Origin of the sequence: Candidatus Phyllobacterium onerii (genome assembly GCF_028331445.1) — a bacterium.
Lineage (GTDB): Bacteria > Pseudomonadota > Alphaproteobacteria > Rhizobiales > Rhizobiaceae > Phyllobacterium > Phyllobacterium onerii.
Window position 1 is genome coordinate 1 of record NZ_JAQMHX010000003.1, and the last position, 19,186, is coordinate 19,186.

16 protein-coding genes are annotated in these 19,186 nt (G+C 56.9%); 3 read left to right on the plus strand and 13 right to left on the minus strand.

The window, feature by feature from the left end; translation table 11 throughout:
* Positions 1-288: 288 nt before the first annotated feature.
* From PHA01_RS08060 to PHA01_RS08075, 4 genes are read right to left on the minus strand one after another with little or no spacing between them, the layout of a single operon-like run.
* On the minus strand, positions 289-909 hold the full coding sequence (locus tag PHA01_RS08060; RefSeq protein ID WP_271894464.1) for an ABC-type transport auxiliary lipoprotein family protein: 621 nt from the start codon (positions 907-909) through the stop codon (positions 289-291).
* A 36-nt stretch (positions 910-945) separates the two neighbouring features.
* A complete protein-coding gene (locus PHA01_RS08065) occupies positions 946-1,938 on the minus strand; it encodes an MlaD family protein (RefSeq protein ID WP_271894465.1) in 993 nt (330 codons plus the stop codon).
* A gap of 3 nt (positions 1,939-1,941) precedes the next feature.
* On the minus strand, positions 1,942-2,811 hold the full coding sequence (locus PHA01_RS08070) for an ABC transporter ATP-binding protein (protein ID WP_271894468.1): 870 nt from the start codon (positions 2,809-2,811) through the stop codon (positions 1,942-1,944).
* A gap of 7 nt (positions 2,812-2,818) precedes the next feature.
* Positions 2,819-3,994 carry an ABC transporter permease gene (locus PHA01_RS08075; protein ID WP_271894469.1) on the minus strand — a complete coding sequence of 392 codons (1,176 nt, stop codon included), beginning with the start codon at positions 3,992-3,994 and terminating at the stop codon, positions 2,819-2,821.
* A 57-nt stretch (positions 3,995-4,051) separates the two neighbouring features.
* Between PHA01_RS08075 and dgcA the strand changes: the two genes are divergently transcribed.
* The gene (gene dgcA / locus PHA01_RS08080) at positions 4,052-5,035 is read left to right on the plus strand and encodes an N-acetyl-D-Glu racemase DgcA (RefSeq protein WP_271894470.1); all 984 of its coding nucleotides are present in this window, start codon (positions 4,052-4,054) and stop codon (positions 5,033-5,035) included.
* On the opposite strand, the gene PHA01_RS08085 is transcribed toward dgcA, so the two are convergent.
* From PHA01_RS08085 to PHA01_RS08095, 3 genes are all read right to left on the minus strand, one after another.
* Positions 5,032-6,234: an MFS transporter gene (locus tag PHA01_RS08085; RefSeq protein ID WP_271894471.1), complete on the minus strand. Its 1,203-nt coding sequence runs from the start codon at positions 6,232-6,234 to the stop codon at positions 5,032-5,034. The two genes, dgcA and PHA01_RS08085, sit on opposite strands and share 4 nt — an antisense overlap.
* A gap of 128 nt (positions 6,235-6,362) precedes the next feature.
* Complete coding sequence (locus PHA01_RS08090) at positions 6,363-7,439, minus strand: glycosyltransferase family 4 protein (protein ID WP_271894473.1); 1,077 nt, start codon at positions 7,437-7,439, stop codon at positions 6,363-6,365.
* Positions 7,429-8,250: a UDP-2,3-diacylglucosamine diphosphatase gene (locus PHA01_RS08095; protein ID WP_224513066.1), complete on the minus strand. Its 822-nt coding sequence runs from the start codon at positions 8,248-8,250 to the stop codon at positions 7,429-7,431. Before PHA01_RS08095 ends, PHA01_RS08090 begins: the two co-directional genes overlap by 11 nt.
* A 226-nt stretch (positions 8,251-8,476) precedes the next feature.
* Here PHA01_RS08095 and PHA01_RS08100 point away from each other — a divergent pair, with 226 nt between their 5' ends.
* On the plus strand, positions 8,477-10,774 hold the full coding sequence (locus tag PHA01_RS08100) for an NADP-dependent malic enzyme (RefSeq protein ID WP_271894476.1): 2,298 nt from the start codon (positions 8,477-8,479) through the stop codon (positions 10,772-10,774).
* 69 nt (positions 10,775-10,843) lie between these two features.
* Positions 10,844-11,788, plus strand: a complete 945-nt coding sequence (locus PHA01_RS08105; RefSeq protein ID WP_271894478.1) for a DUF2865 domain-containing protein — start codon at positions 10,844-10,846, stop codon at positions 11,786-11,788.
* Here PHA01_RS08105 and gltX read toward each other — a convergent pair.
* The 6 genes from gltX to nhaA form a co-directional block, all read right to left on the minus strand.
* The gene (gene gltX / locus PHA01_RS08110) at positions 11,706-13,079 is read right to left on the minus strand and encodes a glutamate--tRNA ligase (protein WP_271894479.1); all 1,374 of its coding nucleotides are present in this window, start codon (positions 13,077-13,079) and stop codon (positions 11,706-11,708) included. The two genes, PHA01_RS08105 and gltX, sit on opposite strands and share 83 nt — an antisense overlap.
* Before the next feature lie 65 nt (positions 13,080-13,144).
* Positions 13,145-14,959: an ABC transporter ATP-binding protein gene (locus PHA01_RS08115; protein ID WP_271894480.1), complete on the minus strand. Its 1,815-nt coding sequence runs from the start codon at positions 14,957-14,959 to the stop codon at positions 13,145-13,147.
* Positions 14,960-15,318: 359 nt separating this feature from the next.
* On the minus strand, positions 15,319-16,995 hold the full coding sequence (locus PHA01_RS08120) for an NAD+ synthase (protein WP_271895033.1): 1,677 nt from the start codon (positions 16,993-16,995) through the stop codon (positions 15,319-15,321).
* A gap of 53 nt (positions 16,996-17,048) precedes the next feature.
* Positions 17,049-17,399 (minus strand): diacylglycerol kinase, encoded by a 351-nt coding sequence (locus PHA01_RS08125; RefSeq protein WP_271894481.1) that lies wholly within the window; start codon positions 17,397-17,399, stop codon positions 17,049-17,051.
* 48 nt (positions 17,400-17,447) lie between these two features.
* Positions 17,448-17,876, minus strand: a complete 429-nt coding sequence (locus PHA01_RS08130) for a GFA family protein (RefSeq protein ID WP_271894482.1) — start codon at positions 17,874-17,876, stop codon at positions 17,448-17,450.
* Between the two features lie 63 nt (positions 17,877-17,939).
* A complete protein-coding gene (gene nhaA, locus PHA01_RS08135; protein WP_271894484.1) occupies positions 17,940-19,115 on the minus strand; it encodes a Na+/H+ antiporter NhaA in 1,176 nt (391 codons plus the stop codon).
* Positions 19,116-19,186: the final 71 nt, after the last annotated feature.

Consider the following 19,186-nt stretch of genomic DNA (forward strand, 5'->3'; position numbering starts at 1 on the left):
TGTTGCCCAAACCTCGGACGGTCGCTTGCCGCAGCGGCTGCGGGCTGTGAATGAGCCCGCAGCCGCATCAACAAAATACCTCATCCCAAACAAACAATCCTCGGGCTTGACCTGAGGAGCATCACGGGTCCGTTTGCTCGACTGGATCCAGTCGAGCAATAGAATGCAATTCGTCGTTATAAATCCGCATCTATCTGGAATGCGTCGGGAAGGTGCAATGTGCGGGCTTCTTGACCGTCGGTCCTCGGGTCAGGCCCGACGATGACGGAGACGTAGGTGCGTTGTCGCTCAGATGACCGACAGTGTCCACGTGACAATATCGTTCGAGGCACTATCAAAGGCTCTGTCAAGCGCGGCGATATAGGATGCATTGCCCTCGCCGCTGACTCGCGATGTCGCGCGGAACACACGCGCGGCGCGCACAGTCCCATTCTTGTCGTTCAATATCTTGATGGCGATTTCGACAATCGCGATCCGGCCGCTGGATACATTGATATTGAAAGTGCGGATGTCGCTGATCACTTGATAGTCGATGGCAAGGCCTTCACCTGGACGCCCGACACCGCCAAGACGACCTGTGCTCTCGAAGGCCTGGACCAGCCGTGATTGTACGATATTCGGCAAGCGATCAGCCCATTGCGCACCCTTCAAGAAGGAAATCGAATTCGGGCCTGATCGAACGACAATATTTTCGCCATCCAGCGCTTTGAGAGCGGAGGGTGCCGCGATCAGAATCTGACGGCCCTGCTTCTTCGGTGAAGAAACGTCTGGCGAAGCGCTGGAAAGATCGAAAGTATCAAGCTTCTTGGAGCTTGCGCAGGCTGAAACGGACAAAGCCAACAGCAGAGCGGCAATAGTCGTTCTTGTTTTCACCAGCGCCCCTCTGTCCGTGTCATGCGAACGCACCAACCCCGTTGACTTTCATGCGATGCGAATCGCCCAAAGTCAACGGCGTGTGCGTCCGTCATACTCCGGAACGCTTCCGCCTCCACCAAAAATTACGCGCTGCGGGTTCTTTTCAAGGTCGGTGATCGCCCGTTCGATGCGCTGAACTGACTGACGGCTCTCGTTTACGAGCGCCTGTACGTCGCGCAGGCCCTGCCCGGAGAATCGGTTGATGTTATCGGTGATCGGCCCGAGCCGGGCGTTCAGATTGTCGGCAACCGCGCGATAGGATTTGAGTGTATCCTGCGCCTCCCTGACGACGCTGCCATCCTGATCCGACAGCTGCTTGTCGAGCTTGGCAAGAACGCCATCAACCCGCGTCGATGCACTGTTAAGCCGGGTCATCATTTGCCGCGCTTCTTTCACCACGGCCTGAACATCTTCGGCACTTTGGCTGAATTTATCGATGACATCGGAATTGTTGGCCAGTGCATCGGTAAACTTCTTGGTATTGTTGACCGTGTCGACCAACGGCCCCTTCACTTCGGTAATGAAGCTTTCAATGGAACCCACTGCACCATCCACACGCTCAAGAATTGTCTGCGCCTTCTGCAAAAGGTTGTTCACGACCGAAGGATCGGCATCCATGCGCGCGATCTGATCGTCCTTGGCAGCTTCTTCCAGGAGGTTGGGCTCGTTGAGCTTACCACCCTTGAGCTCGATGAAGGCCTGTCCGGTCAGGCCGGCAAAGCCCAATGTCGCCTGCGTGGAACGGGTGATGGGCGTCGTCGCGTTGACTTCTGTCTGCGCAATAACCGCATCGGGATTATTGGCATCGATCGACAGGCGACGAACACTGCCAACCTTGATACCGTTGAACAGGACCTGGCTGCCTTCAGCCAGCCCGGTAACGGAGCCGACAATGCGGATTTCAAGCGTCGCGGTTTCACTACGATCACCATACCGGGCGATCCAATAGACGAATCCAAAGGCGAGGATGCACACTACGAGCGTGAAGACACCGACCAGGACATAGTTGGCTTTCGTTTCCATAGATTACTTCGTCTGATCCTGCTCTGCCCTGGGTTGTCCTTTGGTCTGCTCGTGCGTTGATCGCCGCCTGTTGTCGCCGTTGGAGACTATCTGGCGTGCGCGCTTTCCGCGGAAATATTCCTGAACCCACGGATCGTCGAACGCCAGCATGTCCTCAATCGTTCCCTCAACGAGAACTTTCTTCTTTCCCAATACCGCGATTCGGTCGCAAACGGCGAACAAGCTGTCGAGGTCGTGAGTCACCATATAAACTGTCAAACCCATCGTATCGCGCAAATTGGCGATGAGTTCGTCGAATTCCGCCGCACCAATCGGATCGAGACCCGAAGTCGGCTCGTCAAGAAAGACGATTTCCGGATCAAGCGATAAGGCGCGCGCCAGTGCGGCGCGCTTGATCATCCCGCCTGAAAGCTCCGATGGGAACTTTTCAGCTGTATCCGCTTTGAGGCCGACCAGTTCGATTTTCAGGCGCGCAAGTTCATCCATGAGCCTTTGCGGAATATCGAGGTATTCCCGCATCGGCACCTGGATATTTTCAAGCACCGTCAGGGCAGAAAACAACGCGCCCTGCTGGAACAACACGCCCATGCGCATGTCGACGCCTAGCTTCTCTTGTTCCGAGGCGCGATCAATATCATGACCGAAGATCTTGATCTGTCCGCTCTGTTTCTGATTAAGACCGAGGATCGCCCGCATCAGCACCGATTTGCCCGTGCCTGATGCCCCGACGAAACCCAAAATCTCGCCGCGATAGACGTCGAGCGAGAGATTATCCAGAATCTTCGCCCTGCCGAATGACACGCTGACATCCTTCACCGAAAGGATCACTTCTTGCGCGTCAATGTCAGGTTGTTTGCTTGTTGCCGGCGTCATTTCTGGCTCAAAAGTTTATCGATGCGTAGAAGACTGCGAAGATGCCATCGACCACGATAACGACGAAAATGGACTTCACGACGGACGCCGTCACCCGCTGACCGAGAGACTCAGCACTGCCACCAACTTTCATGCCCTCCACCGATGCCATGATGCCGATAATCATCGCCATGAACGGCGCTTTGATCAGACCGGCCAGATAGCTCGACGTATCGATTGCGTCACGCAGCCGCTGAATAAACGCATCGGGCGTGATACCGGAATAGGCCCAGGTGATTCCCATTGCACCGCCCAACGCTGCGAAATCCGCAATGATCGTCAACAATGGCAGGGCAATCACTAGGGCCACCAGACGCGGAAATACCAGAACGCCGACCGGATTGAGACCGATGACGGTGAGCGCATCGGTCTCTTCACGCATTTTCATCGAGCCGATTTCGGCCGTGATGGCACTTCCCGAACGGCCGGCAATCATGATGGCGGTCAGAAGCACGCCGATCTCGCGCAACACCAGAATACCGACAAGATCGACGACGAATATCTCTGCGCCGAAATAACGAAGCTGGAACGCGCCCTGCTGGGCGATGATCGCACCGATGATCGTTGACATCAGCACCACCACCGGCACGGCGCCGATACCCATGCTGTCGAGCTGGTGCACGATCGCTGCCGGCCTGATGCCGCTGCGCCCGCTGCCCTTCATCTGGGCGCCGCGCACGGTTGCACCGAGGATATGCATGGCTTTGGTGAAGTCGTCGCCAAAGGCGTATACGGTTCTGCCGATGGTTTCCAAAAAGCGAATCAGCAGGGATGGCCGCTCGATATGAACCGGCTCCTCAGGTGCCGAAGCAGCTTCGCCGACTGCTTCGAACAAGGCGCCCCAGCTTTCGGATTGTCCTTCGACGGTGACCTGCTTGCCAGCTTTCTCCAGTGTGGTTCGCAGGCGTTCTATCAGCCATGTTCCTGCGGTATCCAGCAATTCAATGCCGGAAACCTCGATTATTGCACTGGAAAAACTGTGATCGTGGGCAATTTCGCGCATGCGGTCATCGACACGGCGAACATTGCGTGTGGTCCATGCACCCGATAGCGTGATCGTCGCGCGGTCGCCGTCCTTGCTGAATTCAACGTGAGGCGGCGCTGCGGTAGAAGCACTTGAATTGTTTGCTCTATCGGTCAACATCACACACACATATCGAGTCTCGTGCTTCCTGTCACTTGAACAATTAAGGCGTGAAATATGGTTGTGAGCGTAGAAATATCGGTGGAGCGCTGGCCCATTGCCGGAACATTTACGATCTCTCGCGGCTCGAAAACCGAGGCAGCCATTGTGCTGTGTACACTGTCTGACGGAACGGTCACTGGACGTGGCGAGTGCGTGCCCTATGCACACTATGGCGAGAGCCTGGACTCCGTTTGCGCAGAGATCGAAAGATTGCGCGAGGCATTGGCAAATGGCGCTACACGAGACGATTTGCCGGCATTGATCGGTGCTGGCGCGGCCCGCAATGCGATCGATTGCGCATTGTGGGACCTGGAGGCAAAACGCAGCGGCAAAGCTGTGACTGATATTCTTGGATTGTCACCTTTGCACGATCTGACGACAGCAGTGACCGTTTCATTCGGCGATGCCCCGACCATGGCTGCCGCGGCTCGGGACTTCGCGGACCGTCCGTTGATCAAGGTCAAGGTTGGCGGCGAGAACGATGCCGAGCGCATTCGAGCGGTCGCGGACGCCGCACCGTCAAGCCGTATCATCCTTGATGCCAATGAAGGCTGGAGCGAGGAAAACATTGTTCAGAACATGTTGGCCGCAGCGAAGGCTGGTGTCGTCCTCATCGAACAGCCTCTACCTGCCGGCAAAGATGCCATCCTCACCAAAATTCCGCATCCGGTGCCCATCTGTGCTGATGAGAGTGCCCATGGCACAGACGATCTCCACACACTCCTTGGCCGCTACGACAGCATCAATATCAAGCTCGACAAAACGGGAGGCCTCACCGAAGCGCTGCGGATGCAGAAGCGTGCCCGGGAGCTTGGGTTTGGCATCATGGTCGGATGCATGGTCGGGACGTCCTTGGCCATGGCGCCTGCAGTACTACTGGCGCAGGATGCGGATTTCATCGATCTCGATGGACCGCTGATCCTGCGCGAAGACCGCAAACCCGGCCTTTTGTTCCAAGGTAGCCGCGTCTCACCGCCACTCCCCGAACTGTGGGGTTAACCCTCTCGTTGCTCCAGCCCTAGCGAAACGATGGCGAGGCCGAGACCGCAGGCAGCGAGGAAAACCATCACGTAAAAACCATTGATTCCGGTGGCGCTGTAGAGCGGGCCCGACGCCATGGTAGCGATGGCGAGCGATGTACCGATGAAGAACGTCGAAAGCCCCTGTGCGGTGCCGCCGCGTTCCTCGGGAATGGTCAGGGCTATCATTTTCTGCATGCCGAGAAACGACAATGCGAATGAAAACGCGTGCAGGCTCTGGACGGCGAGAAACCCGGCAACGCCAAGACTGGCGGGTGCAATAAGCGGAAAAACCGCCCAACGGAACATCGCAGCGGCCGAGCCGATGATCAGGACTTTAGCCGGATGCAGGCGCCCGAACAGTCGACGGAAAAACGTAAACATGATGACTTCGGCGACGACGGAAATCGACCAAAGGGCGCCGATCATAGTCTCTTCGATACCAATCGATTTCCAGTAGATAGCGGAAAAGCTGTAGCCATAGGCATGGCTCGCTTGCGTGATGCCGGTGGCAATGAGAAAGGTGACGAAAGCCGGCCTGCGCAGCGCCCTTCCCGCATCGGCGATATCCACATCCGATAGCGGTGAAAGACGCCGCGGCTTGCCGATGCGCGGCACGATGAAGCTCATGCCACACGCTGCAATCAGCGTGGCTAAAAGTGCCCACGGGATGATGTGCTCACCCACCTGCTGGATCAACACCCCGCCAACGAAAGACGTGAGCAGAAACGATATCGAGCCCCAGACGCGCATTCTGGCGAAATCGGCGCCATACCGGCGGACGCCGGACAGCGCGATCGTGTCGGCTAGCGGCACCTGCGACGTCCATGGCGGCGCAAGTATCAGGGATACGATCAGAATTCCGATGAAGCCGAACGGGACGAAATAGAAGGCCGCGACGATGACGGCCAGGATTGTCGCCATGGTCAATATGTGAGCGCGGTCATTCGAACGGTCGGCGAGCATCGATACCAGCGGCGCGGCGACAACGCGCACGAACAACGGCATCGACAATACGATGGAGATTTGCGTCGGTGTCAGCGCGCGATATTCGAGCCACAAGGGAAAGTATGGCAGATGCAAGCCGCTTGATGTGAAAATCGCAAAATAAGCCAGTGCAACCCGCAGCTCGAAGCGAAACGGCATGTCCTGGATAGGGTCCGCTGCAGCGGCTGTCATGGAAAAACTTTCGGAAGATCGAGCGGTTCAGGTGGAATCGCAACCGTGCATTGCCTGAGATTCGCAACTATCACGAAATTCGCCAAGCGCCTAGAAACGCTCGAGTATCATCCGCAACTAACATGATGCTATTGCGCTGATACCGCTTTGCCGGATTTTACTTTGCGTGGTGCAGGCGCAGTCGCACTGCCAATCGTCGTCAGCACGCTCTCGAATATATCGGCGCAGGCTTCCCAACTGAAGCCTTTGAGTCTGACGTCGGGATCGACCTGGCCCATTTCCAGCGCGCTCAACGCAGCCTTTTGCAGATTATCGGAAAGAACGCCCGCGCCTGACGCACCGATGACATCCTTGGGGCCCGGTACGGGATAACCTGCAACAGGCAGCCCGCAGGCTATGGCCTCAAGCAGGACAAGACCGAACGTGTCCGTGCGGCTCGGAAAGACGAAGACGTCCGATCCCGCATAATAGCGAGCAAGGGTTTCCCCTTCTTTCTTGCCGGCAAAAACGGCATCCGGATATTTCCGCTTCAATTCATCCAGATCCGGACCGTCCCCTACGATAAGTTTGGTGCCAGGCAGATCGAGAGAAAGGAAGGATTCAAGGTTCTTTTCAGGCGCCACACGGCCGACGCAGAGAAAGACAGGTCGGGGCAGTTTGAGATCGACATCGGGTTGCGGCCGGAAAAGCGCACGATCAACGCCGCGCGTCCACACTTTCAGCGTCGCAAAGCCGCGTTCGGCCAGTTCGTCATGGATGGACTGTGTCGGGACCAAGCAATGTTCGGCTGCATTATGGAAACGCCGCAGGAAACTATAGGACCATGACAGAGGCACAGGCAGCCGCTCGCGCAGGTATTCAGGAAAACGCGTATGGAAGCTGGTGGTAAAGCGCCAATTATTCTTCAGGCACGCACGGCGTGCCATGATGCCGAGAGGACCTTCGGTTGCGATATGGACGTAAGCTGGCTGCAGCGCTTCGATCCGCGCTCTGATGGCAAGGGGATGCGTCAACGCCAGGCGGATTTCCGGATAAGTCGGGCAAGGCGCAGAACGATAATCGGCAGGCGAGATGATCGTCACTTCAAAGCCGCGCACTTCCATTTGCTCACGCAGCTTGGTCAGCGTACGAACCACGCCATTGACCTGCGGATGCCACGCATCCGATACGATGACCAGGCGCTTCGCTTGACCGTCAGGCTGCATTCGCCGCCTTTGGACGCTTGTCATCCAGCCTGACGACAGGCGCGAAGCCGGCCTGTTCGCCGATCAGATGCGTCCAGGAAAGGAGTTCCATGCGACCGTCGAAGTGCTCGACGATGGCCGTGCAGCTTTCAACCCAATCGCCGGTATTGATGTATTCGATGCCATCGATCTGCTCGATCGTTGCGTGGTGGATATGGCCGCAGATCACGCCATCCGCACCAATGCGCCGGGCCTCGTCCGAAACCACTGTCTGGAACGACCCGATAAAGTTCACAGCCTTCTTGACGCGGAACTTTGCCCAGGCCGAAAACGACCAGTAACGCAGGCCAAGCATACGCCGTACCTTGTTCATAAGTGTGTTGATGGCGAGCGCAGCGTCATAGGCCCAATCGCCGAGATAGGCGATGTGGCGGGCATTGCGCACAACAACGTCGAACTGATCACCGTGGATGACGAGGAATTTCCGGCCATCCGCAGTCTCATGCATGATCCGGTCCATGACCTCGATGCCGCCGAAGTGCGTCCCCTGGAAATCACGCAGGAACTCGTCATGATTGCCAGCGATGTAGAGGATACGCGCGCCCTTGCGGCTCTTGCGCAGGAGCTTTTGCACAATGTCATTGTGCTCTTGTGGCCAATGCCAGTTGCGGCGCAGGCGCCAGCCATCAACAATATCACCAACCAGAAAGATCGTATCGGCGTCGTGGTATTTCAGAAAATCCAGCAGAAAACTGGCCTTCGCACCTTTCGAGCCGAGATGCACATCGGACAGGAAAAGCGTGCGGAATTTACGGGCCTCGATCTCGACCATGATGCTGATCTCCGTTCAGCTGACGCAAAGGAGCGTCCATTTGCGCTGACACAAACCTGATTCATGCAACAGTCTTATGACGGCACGTAAAAGTGCGTGTTTCGGCACGATAGGCACTTGCAACGAAATCGCGTTCCGTTATGCCTCTGGATGACATTTTAGCGTGCTGGAAAATTTGAATCGCCAGTGTATAAACGCGCGAGCCAAATCCCGGAGGACATCGTCAATGGCCAACGACCAAACGCCCAGCAACTCTGATCTCGAAGAAAGCGCGCTGTTCTATCATCGCTTTCCTCAGCCGGGTAAGCTGGAAATCCAGGCGACGAAGCCGCTTGGAAATCAGCGCGATCTTGCCCTTGCCTATTCTCCCGGTGTCGCTGCGCCATGTCTGGCAATTCACGAGAACCCAGCAACGGCCGCCGACTATACCAGCCGCGCCAATCTGGTGGCGGTCATCTCCAATGGCACCGCTGTCCTCGGCCTCGGCAATATCGGCCCGCTCGCGTCCAAGCCCGTCATGGAAGGCAAGGCTGTCCTTTTCAAGAAATTCGCCAACATCGACGTGTTCGATATCGAAATCGATGCACAGGAAATCAGCAAGATCGTCGATGTGGTAGCGGCTCTTGAGCCGACTTTCGGCGGCATCAATCTCGAAGACATCAAGTCGCCGGAATGTTTTGAGGTCGAAGAACAACTTCGCGCCAAAATGAACATCCCGGTGTTCCATGACGATCAGCACGGAACTGCCATCATCGTGGCGGCGGCTATTCTCAACGGCATGGAACTTGCCGGAAAAGAGCTCTCCAAGATCAAGATCGTTGCTTCCGGGGCCGGCGCAGCGGCAATCGCTTGCCTGAATCTCCTGGTGAAGCTCGGCGTTGACCGCAAGAACATCTGGGTCTGTGATATCGATGGCGTCGTTTATGAGGGCCGCAATACGCTGATGGACCGCTGGAAATCGGTCTATGTGCAGAAAACCGATGCGCGTGTTCTCGCAGACGTCATTGGCGGAGCTGACGTTTTTCTCGGCCTTTCGGCGGCCGGTGTTCTGAAGCCCGAGTTGTTGAAGCAGATGGCACCGAACCCGTTGATCATGGCCTTGGCCAACCCCAACCCGGAGATCATGCCGGATGAGGCGCGCGCAGCGCGTGCCGATGCGATGATTTGTACGGGCCGTTCGGACTTTCCCAACCAGGTCAACAACGTCCTCTGCTTCCCCTTCATCTTCCGCGGCGCACTCGATTGCGGCGCACGGGCGATCAATGAGGAAATGAAGATGGCGGCAGTGCAGGCTATTGCCGCTCTGGCTCGCGAAGAACCATCGGACGTTGCCGCTCGCGCGTATTCGGGCGAGACGCCGACCTTCGGGCCGAAATACCTCATCCCCTCACCGTTCGATCAGCGCCTCATTCTAAGGATTGCACCGGCCGTTGCCAAAGCCGCGATGGACACCGGCGTAGCCGAACGTCCGATCGAGGATTTCGATGCCTATCTCGACCGGTTGAACCGCTTCGTCTTCCGCTCCGGCTTGATCATGAAGCCAATCTTCACTGCAGCAAAAACGGCTGAGAAGAAGCGTGTCATCTATGCGGATGGCGAGGATGAACGGGTCTTGCGCGCAGCCCAGGTTGTGCTGGAAGAAGGCATCGCAATACCGACCCTGATTGGACGCCCGCAGGTCATAGAGACGCGTCTGCAACGCTATGGGTTGAAGATCAAGATCGGCACCGATTTCGATGTCATCAATCCCGAGGATGATCCGCGTTATCGCGATTACGTCGATCTGCTGCTCAATCTCACAGGAAGGCGGGGCACAACACCGGAAGTCGCTCGCACCATGGTCCGCGCTAGTGGCACCGTCATCGCAGCGCTTGCCATCGTTCGCGGTGAAGCCGACGCAATGATCTGCGGTCTTGAAGGCCGTTTCGAGCGGCACTTGCGTAATGTCGACCAGATTATTGGAAAACTGGAGGGCATACGCAATTTCTCGGCGCTGAGCCTATTGATCTCGCAACGCGGCGTGCTGTTCCTGACCGACACCTATGTCAGCATCGATCCGACTGCCGAGGAAATCGCCGAAAAAACGGTTCTTGCCGCCAACGAAATCCGCCGCTTCGGTATCGAGCCCAAGGCAGCCTTGCTCTCGCATTCCAATTTCGGCTCACGCGATTCCGAAAGTGCAGCAAAAATGCGGAGCGCATCAGAAATTCTGCGCGTCAAGGCGCCTGATCTGGAACAAGATGGCGAAATGCATGGCGATTCCGCGCTTTCCGCGATTCTGCGCGAGCGCGTACTTCCGCATTCGCGGCTGAGCGACGAAGCCAATCTGCTGGTCTTCCCTAATCTCGACGCGGCGAATATCACCCTCAACGTCGTCAAATCCGTCACCGATGCGTTGCATGTCGGTCCGATCCTGCTCGGTGCCGCCAAGCCCGCACATATCCTGACGCCGTCGGTCACATCGCGCGGTATCGTCAACATGACTGCACTGGCGGTGGTGGAAGCATCACAACGCGTTGATTAACAGGCGGGTGTCTTATTGCTGCCGCATGGCCGTGGCTGGTTCGTGCGCATTCACCCGCCTCGAATGCGCATGACAATCTTGGGCCGCCGCATGTACCGGACATTCCAGATCGCCTTCATAGCAGCGACCGCCGTCCTAGCGGCGACGCAACTTTCTTCCGCAAATTCAGATATTTGCTCGCGCATGCTGGACCGGCTCGACGAGCTCAACCGCAACGCCGATGTCGATGATTTCGAACTCAGTTTGCGGCGTGACCGCGTCGAAGCCGCGCTGGATGCCAATAATTGTTCTGCCGTAGACGACCGCGTCTATGATGACCCGGAGCCGAACACGGCGGGTTCGCAGTCTTACGAGGTTCTGGGGAAAGAGCCGGAACCTGTCGAGCCGGAAATGAGTACGGCACCGGTCTATGGCGGTCGGTACCAGACACTTTGCGTGCGCGCATGTGACGGCTACTACTTCCCGCTCTCCTATGAAACCGGCGCGGAGAATTTCTCACGCGATCAGGCGCAGTGTCAGTCCCAGTGTCCCGGCGCGAAGCTGTACTATCAGCCCACAGACAATCCAAATCCTGAAAGGATGACTTCGTTAAGCGGTGAAGATTACAAGGATATGCCGAATGCCTTCAAATTCAGGAAGGTAGGAGCCAATGGAACGCCGCAATGCGGTTGCCAGAGATCCGCCGCAAATTTCAGCACATTGGGCAATCCGGCGGCGGCGACATCGGCTACAGGAAAGCCCGGTGAACCAGCCAAAGTTGTCGAACCTGCGAAGCCTGTCGAACCTACAATTGAGCCGACCGTGCCGGCAGTTCAATCGACCGAAAATCCGTCGTCCATCATTCAGCTGGGTGAACCTGCGACAACCAAGACGGAAGCGCCGCAGCCGCTGCCGCTTACCCGCGACAAGCCGATCGATCCGAACCGCAAGGTCAGGGTCGTCGGGCCAACGTTCCTTCCCGACCAAGAAGGGGCAATAAATCTGCGAGCTCCGGACCAGAAGACAGCCCAGTAAGCGCGATGCGCAGTGGCATGAACAGCGGCTTGCCCTTGCGTCCGCTCTGGGCTTTCACCGCATCGGTCCACAGCTTCCAGGTCTCGCGGTTCCAAGGCTCGGGTGGCAGTAGATCGAATGCGGCACGAACGAATTCGCGGTCCTCTTCGGCAAGCTGTTCATCCGTCGCAGGACCGTCCTTGATGATCTCCCACCAACCGGTCGCATCCGAAATACGCGAAAGATTGCCCCGAACTGCGAGCCAGAATTCTTCCGCGCGGTCGCCCTCGATGCCAAGCGCTGCAAGACGGTCGTATGCTTGTGCGTAGGGCATTGCGTGGATCAGGGCACGGTTGAGCGCATCCAGTTCAGCCGGGTCGAACTTCGAAGCCGATTTGGAGGTTGCCGCTGGGTCGAAAATATCGGCCAACGTCGCCATGTCAGGTACGGCAGTCACATTCTCCGACGTTCCAATCAACACGGCAAGACTGGCCACAGCCATTGGTTCATAGCCGTCACGCCGTAAACTGCCGATCGAAAGCGCGCCGGTGCGCTTGGAAATCCCCTCTCCCGACGCCGTTGTCAGGAGATTGATGTGACCAAGTTCGGGAACCTTGGCACCCAGAGCCTCGATGATCGAAATCTGCACGCCACTATTGGTAATGTGGTCGTTGCCGCGGATGATATGAGAGATGTCCATGTCGATGTCGTCAACGACCGAAGTGAACGTGTAGAGATAGGTGCCATCTTCCCGGACCAGAACTGGATCGGAGAGCGAGGCGAGATCAACCGTTTCCCTGTCTCGCACAAGATCGTCCCAGTGAACTTCAGTCCTCGTTACTGAAAACGGATCGTCCTTGAAGTTTGGCAGAAGGAAGCGCCAATGCGGCCGGCGCCCTTCCGCCTCAAGCTTTTCCCTGTCGGCTGGCGTCAGCTTCAGGGCATCGCGTCCATAGATTGGCGGGAGACGCCGCGCCAGGCGCAGCTTGCGCTTGCGTTCAAGTTCCTCGGCAGTCTCATAGCAGGGATAAAGCACTCCCGCTGCCTTGAGTCTCTCCGCCGCAGCGTCATAAATCGGGATACGCTTCGACTGGTATTCGACGCGCACTGGTTTGATGCCCAGCCAGTCGAGGTCCGCGATCGTCGCCTCGGCATATTCCGTCTTGGAACGAACAGTATCCGTATCGTCAAAGCGCAAGATGAATTGGCCATTGTTCTTGAGGGCGAAAAGCCAGTTGAACAAGGCAATACGCGTATTGCCAATGTGGATATAGCCGGTCGGAGACGGTGCAAAACGGACGGTGATGGTCATGCGTGCGGCATATCCGATAGAGCCAGCAATGGCAATATGGGCCGCGCTCGCACGCGGCCCATATCTTAGTCATCGTTGAGGACAAGCCCCTTGGTCAGCTCAAGCGTCTGCAACTCGAACAAACCGCGGTAGATACCGCCATTGAGCCCGATCAATGCCTCGTGGTTACCCTCTTCGGCAATACGGCCATGCTCAAAAACCAGGAGCCGGTCGAGCGAGCGCACAGTCGACAGGCGGTGTGCGATCACCAATGTCGTCCGTCCCAGCATCAGCCGCTCCATCGCCTGCTGGATCAGCATTTCCGATTCTGAATCGAGGCTGGAGGTCGCCTCGTCCAGAATGAGAACGGGAGCATCCGCAAGGAACGCCCGGGCAATGGCCACTCTCTGGCGCTCGCCGCCTGAAAGCTTGACACCGCGTTCGCCGACCAGCGTGCTATACCCCTTCGGCAACGCCGAGATGAAGTCATGCGCGCTGGCCTGTCTTGCCGCCTCTTCGATCTCACCCTGCGTGGCACCGGGCCGGGCATAGGCGATATTCTCCGCCAGCGAACGGTGAAACAGGATCGGCTCCTGTTGCACGATAGCGATCTGCTGGCGGAGCGAAGCCTGTGTGATCCCGGCAATATCCTGACCATCGATCAGGATCCGGCCCGACTTCACATCGTGCAATCGCTGGATCAGCTTGACGAACGTCGTCTTGCCCGAACCCGAATGACCAACCAGGCCGACACGTTCGCCTGCCCGGATCGTCACCGAAAACCGGTCATAAAGCGGCAGGCGATGTGCTCCATAGTGGAACGTCACATTGTCAAACTCGATCTTGCCATTGCTGATCCGGATCGGCTTCGCGCCGGGCCTGTCTTCAATGCCAAGCGGTTGACTCTGGATATCAACAAGCTCCTCCATGTCGTTGACCGAACGCTGCAAATTGCGGATGTGCATGCCGACCTCCCGCAAATAGCCCTGCAGGATGAAGAACGAGGTGAGGACGAAGGTGATATCACCCGCACTTGCCTGCCCCTTCGACCACAGGATCAGCGCGAAACCGATGACCGCAGCCCGTAGCACCAGCAGCATCGTTCCTTGAGATGTCCCGTTCCAGGTACCACGAACCCAGGTGCGCGCCGTCCGGTCCCTCCATTTCGTCAGAACCTTGGCGAGACGCGCATCCTCACGGCTTTCCGCACCGAAACCCTTCACTACCATGTTGCAACTAACGGCGTCAGCCAGCGAACCGCCAAGCTTTGTGTCCCAACGATTGGCAAGGCGTGCCATGGGTGCCACGTACCCGAGCGACAGCGATGCCGTGACTGCAACGAACAGCAACGATCCAATGCCGATGATGAGGCCCATCAACGGCCAGTACCACGCCATCAGCGCCGTCGAACCAATCAGCATGATGACCGACGGAAACAGCGCCAACAGCAGCGTATCGTTCAACAAGTCCAGCGCCCACATGCCACGTGTTACCTTGCGCACTGTTGAGCCGGCAAAGCTGTTGGCATGCCACTCCGTCGAGAACCGCTGGATGCGATAAAACGCACCCGAGGCAATCTCCGTCATCATGTTCAAGGTCAGATCAACGATCTGCATGAAGGTGATGTGCCGCAAGATGATTGCACCGAGCGACAAGGCAAGAAGTGTCGAGAACGCAGCAATTGCTGCATTCCAGACGACTGCCTCGGTGGCGTGACCGTTGACCACAGCATCGACCAGCCGGCCAGAATAGAGCGGCGTCAACACGTCGGCCAGTGTCGACAGCAACACTGCACCAGCAATGACGGCGATACGCACCGGCTGTCGCTGCCAGTGTAACCAGGTGAAACCAAGAACGCTGCGGAATGCACCGCCGCGCAGGTCTTTACGAAATAAAGCCATGACGATTGTCCGATGCGAATGCGCACCAGCCTCAATAGAAAAATGCAAACGAGAATGCCGTGAAAAAGAAGACAGAATCAGTACGGCATGAATGATCTGGCAACTCGCCTGAATACAGGAAAGGCCATTATCGGCGATGAGTTACCTTGACCGGTGAAGTCAATCGAAAGGCAATAAGCCTTTCGTCATCACGTGTCAGGAACGAGCGCCGCCCCGCGGGGACATAAACATGGGTGCCATTCGAGAACCTCCCGGTCGTTATTGCCGGAGGTCGGCTTATAGTTGAATCGTTTTGCGCCGCCAAGTGTCTTTTTCCAGCGGTCGGTTTTCGAGAATCAGGTGCGGCGAGATTGCAACAGTTACTGCGATCGATCCCGGAACCGGTTGGTGATGGGATAGCGCCGATCACGGCCGAAATTCTTCTTCGTTACCTTGACGCCTGGGGCCGATTGGCGGCGTTTGTATTCGGCAATGTAGAGCAGGTGTTCGATACGCTCTACCGTCGCGCGGTCATGCCCGCGTTCGACAATTTCATCGACGCCCATCTCGTGTTCAACGAGGCATTCGAGGATATCATCGAGAACCGGATAAGGCGGCAGCGAATCCTGGTCAGTCTGATTTTCCCGCAGCTCTGCCGAGGGCGCCTTGCTGATGATATTCACCGGAATAACTTCGCCAGACGGACCCAGGCCGCCCGCAGGGACGTTCTTATTGCGCCACTCCGACATGGCATAGACCTGCATCTTGTAGAGGTCCTTGATCGGATTGTAGCCACCATTCATATCGCCATAGAGCGTGGCGTAGCCGACCGACATTTCCGACTTGTTGCCCGTGGTGACAACCATGGAACCGAACTTGTTGGAAATCGCCATAAGGATGGTACCGCGGGCACGACTTTGCAGGTTCTCCTCGGTTATGCCCTCCTTGGTGCCTTCAAAGGTGGGTGCAAGCGCTTTGAGGAAGCCCTCGACCGGCTCAAAGATCGGGACGATATCATAGCGGCAGCCAAGCATCTTGGCGCAGTCCTCGGCGTCCTTAAGCGAGTCCTTCGACGTATAGGTGTAAGGCATCATGACAGCCCGCAGGCGTTCCTCGCCTAGTGCGTCCACCGCGAGCGCGGCGCAGATTGCAGAGTCGATGCCGCCAGACAGACCAAGCACAACGTCCTTGAAGCCGTTCTTGTTGACGTAGTCACGCAGGCCAAGCATGCAGGCGCGGTAGTTCGCTTCCTCCCCTTCAGGGATCCGCGACATCGGTCCTTCAGTGCAGGTCCAGCCATCTGCGCCGCGTCGCCATGTCGTGACGATCAGTTGCTCCTCGAACTGCGACATCTGGAAGGCAAGATTTTTGTCGCCATTGAACGCGAAGGAAGCACCGTCGAAAATCAGGTCGTCCTGTCCGCCAAGCTGATTGGCGAAAATCAATGGCAACCCCGTCTCAATCACCTGGCGTAGCGCCACCTGATAACGCACATCGACCTTGCCGCGATAATAGGGAGAGCCATTCGGCACGCAGAGAATTTCCGCACCACTCTCCGCCAATGTCTCGCAAACACCGAGATCGCCCCAGATATCCTCGCAGATCGGAATGCCGATGCGAACGCCGCGAAAGTTGACCGGACCGGGCATTGGACCGGCCTGGAACACACGCTTTTCGTCGAACTCGCCATAATTGGGCAGATCGACCTTGAAACGTTCCGCAATAACCTTGCCGCCATCCAGCACCATGACCGAGTTGTGCAGGCCGGTCTCGCGCTTCAGGGGCGTGCCGACAACTACGCCAGGTCCGCCATCCGCAGTGTCCAAAGCGAACTCCTGGACTGCCTTCTCGCAAGCGTCCATGAAGGCGCGCTTCAACACCAGATCCTCCGGCGGATAACCGGAAATGAAAAGCTCGGTGTAGAGGACCAGATCGGCGCCTTGACGTGCAGCGTCAGCTCGAGCCTCGCGTGCCTTTACCAGATTGCCCCTGATATCGCCCAGCACTGGATTGAGCTGAGCGATGGCGATACGGAGAATGTCGGGATTTTTGCTCATAATGAACATATATCGTTTCGTTGGTGGAAAAACAATGTTTGATCAAGCAGTGGTCAGGAAAAAAACACGCTCCACACGGTGTAGGCCCAAACGGTAGCGACGAGGATAACCGAGATCAGCACCGCAAGCGATCCGCAATCCTTGGCGATCTGGATCTCGCGATGAAAATCCAGTGAAACCGCATCACAGGCGGCCTCGATGCCGGTATTGAGCACTTCGATCATGATCAGAAACAGTACCGATCCCGTAAGGAGCAGGAACGAAAGACCGGTCGGCGCGATGAGGGCCGCAGCGGGAATGGCAAGAATGAACAGCATAAGTTCCTGCTGAACTGCCTTCTCATGCTGCGCCAGATGCTTCAGCGCACGCATGGAATTTATGAATGCGAGTACCAGACGCTGCATGCCCGCTCCCGAGTTGTTACGGCAGGTATAAGGAGAGTTGGGCTCGCGTCAATCCTGTCCGTCGGACGCTACCACGACTCCGCCGCCACTCCTTGCATATTTGGGCAGGTGATCGTCAATCTGGTAATAGTCGCCCTTGTTCTCGACAAAGATATGACTTTCTCCATGCAGGCTGGACGGCTGATCGAATGATCCCGCCATGACGGAAATATAATCGAGATCCTTGTGCTTCCAGAAGAGCACTGAGCCGCAATTCTTGCAGAAGCCACGGTGGGCAAATTCACTCGCCGCATACCAGCTGATATTTTCTTCACCGGAAATGTCGATCGAATCGTCCTGCACGTTCGTCGCAGCGTAAAAATGGCCCGACTGTTTGCGGCATTGCGAGCAATGGCAGTAGACGACACCACGCAGCTTGCCGCGCGTTTCGAAATGTACTCTGCCGCACAGGCATGAACCCCGATGCAAGTCCACCATGCTCTGACCCCGTTTATTGTTGAGAACAAACATAGGCGATGCCACAGGCGCCGCCTTTCGCATTCACGTCTTTGCCGGACGCTTCGAAGACAGAGTGAGCAGGAAAGCTCCGAAGACCGCTGACAGCAACGAACCGAGTAGAACGCCGAGCTTGGTTTCATCCTGCAACAATGGGGAATTCGCATAGGCAAGCAGGCCGATGAACAGGCTCATCGTGAAGCCGATCCCACAAAGCGTAGCCACACCATACATTTGCAGCCAGCTGGTGCCGACAGGCCGTTCGGCCAGACGAAGCTTGATCGCCAGCCAGGCAAAGGAGAACACGCCGATCTGCTTGCCGACAAACAGGCCGGCTGCCACGCCGAGCGGAACCGGATCGGCAAGGTTCGACAGCGACACGTTGCTGAAGGAAACGCCGGCGTTGGCGAAACCGAAGATTGGCACGATCAGAAAGCCAACCCACGGCTGAATAGCATGCTCGAGTTCGACCAGCGGCGAATCGACCTCCCCCTTCGCGCCGCGCATGGGAATAGCTAAGGCCAGTAGCACACCGGCAATCGTTGCATGGATCCCCGATTTGAAGACGAGGATCCAGAGGATCACCCCGAGAACGAGATAAGCCCAAAGCCTAACGATACCCGTCATGTTCATCAGCATAAGTATCGTGAACACGGCGGCGACACCGACCAACGCAGGAATGTTCAATCCCTCCGTATAAAACAAGGCAATGATGATGACCGCACCCAGATCATCGATGATGGCGAGGGCCGTCAGAAAGACCTTCACTTGTATCGGAACGCGCGACCCGAGCAACGACAGAACGCCCAGCGAAAAGGCGATATCGGTGGCGGTCGGGATGGCCCAACCGCGAACTGTCTCACCCTCATTAAAGGCAAGAAAGATCAGTGCGGGAACGACCATACCACCGACGGCGGCAAACCCTGGCAGTGCGCGCCGCGACCAGCTCGACAGTTGACCGCTGATCATCTCCCGCTTGATTTCCAGGCCAACCAACAGGAAAAACACGGCCATAAGCGCATCGTTCACCCAATGAAGGATGCTCAGACCGCCAACATAAGTCTTCAGCAGACCGAAATAATCTTCGCTCAAGGGAGAGTTGGCGGCAATCAGTGCCAGCGCCGCGACCGCCATCAGAATGATGCCGCCGGAGGCCTCACTCTCAATGAACGAACGGAAAGACGCTGACAGGCGGATTCGGCGGACGGGTTTTGGATCCATGAGACCTTGATAGAATCTCGAACGGCAAAACTCCAGCCCAAACGTTTTGATTATTGAAATTGAAGAAGGCG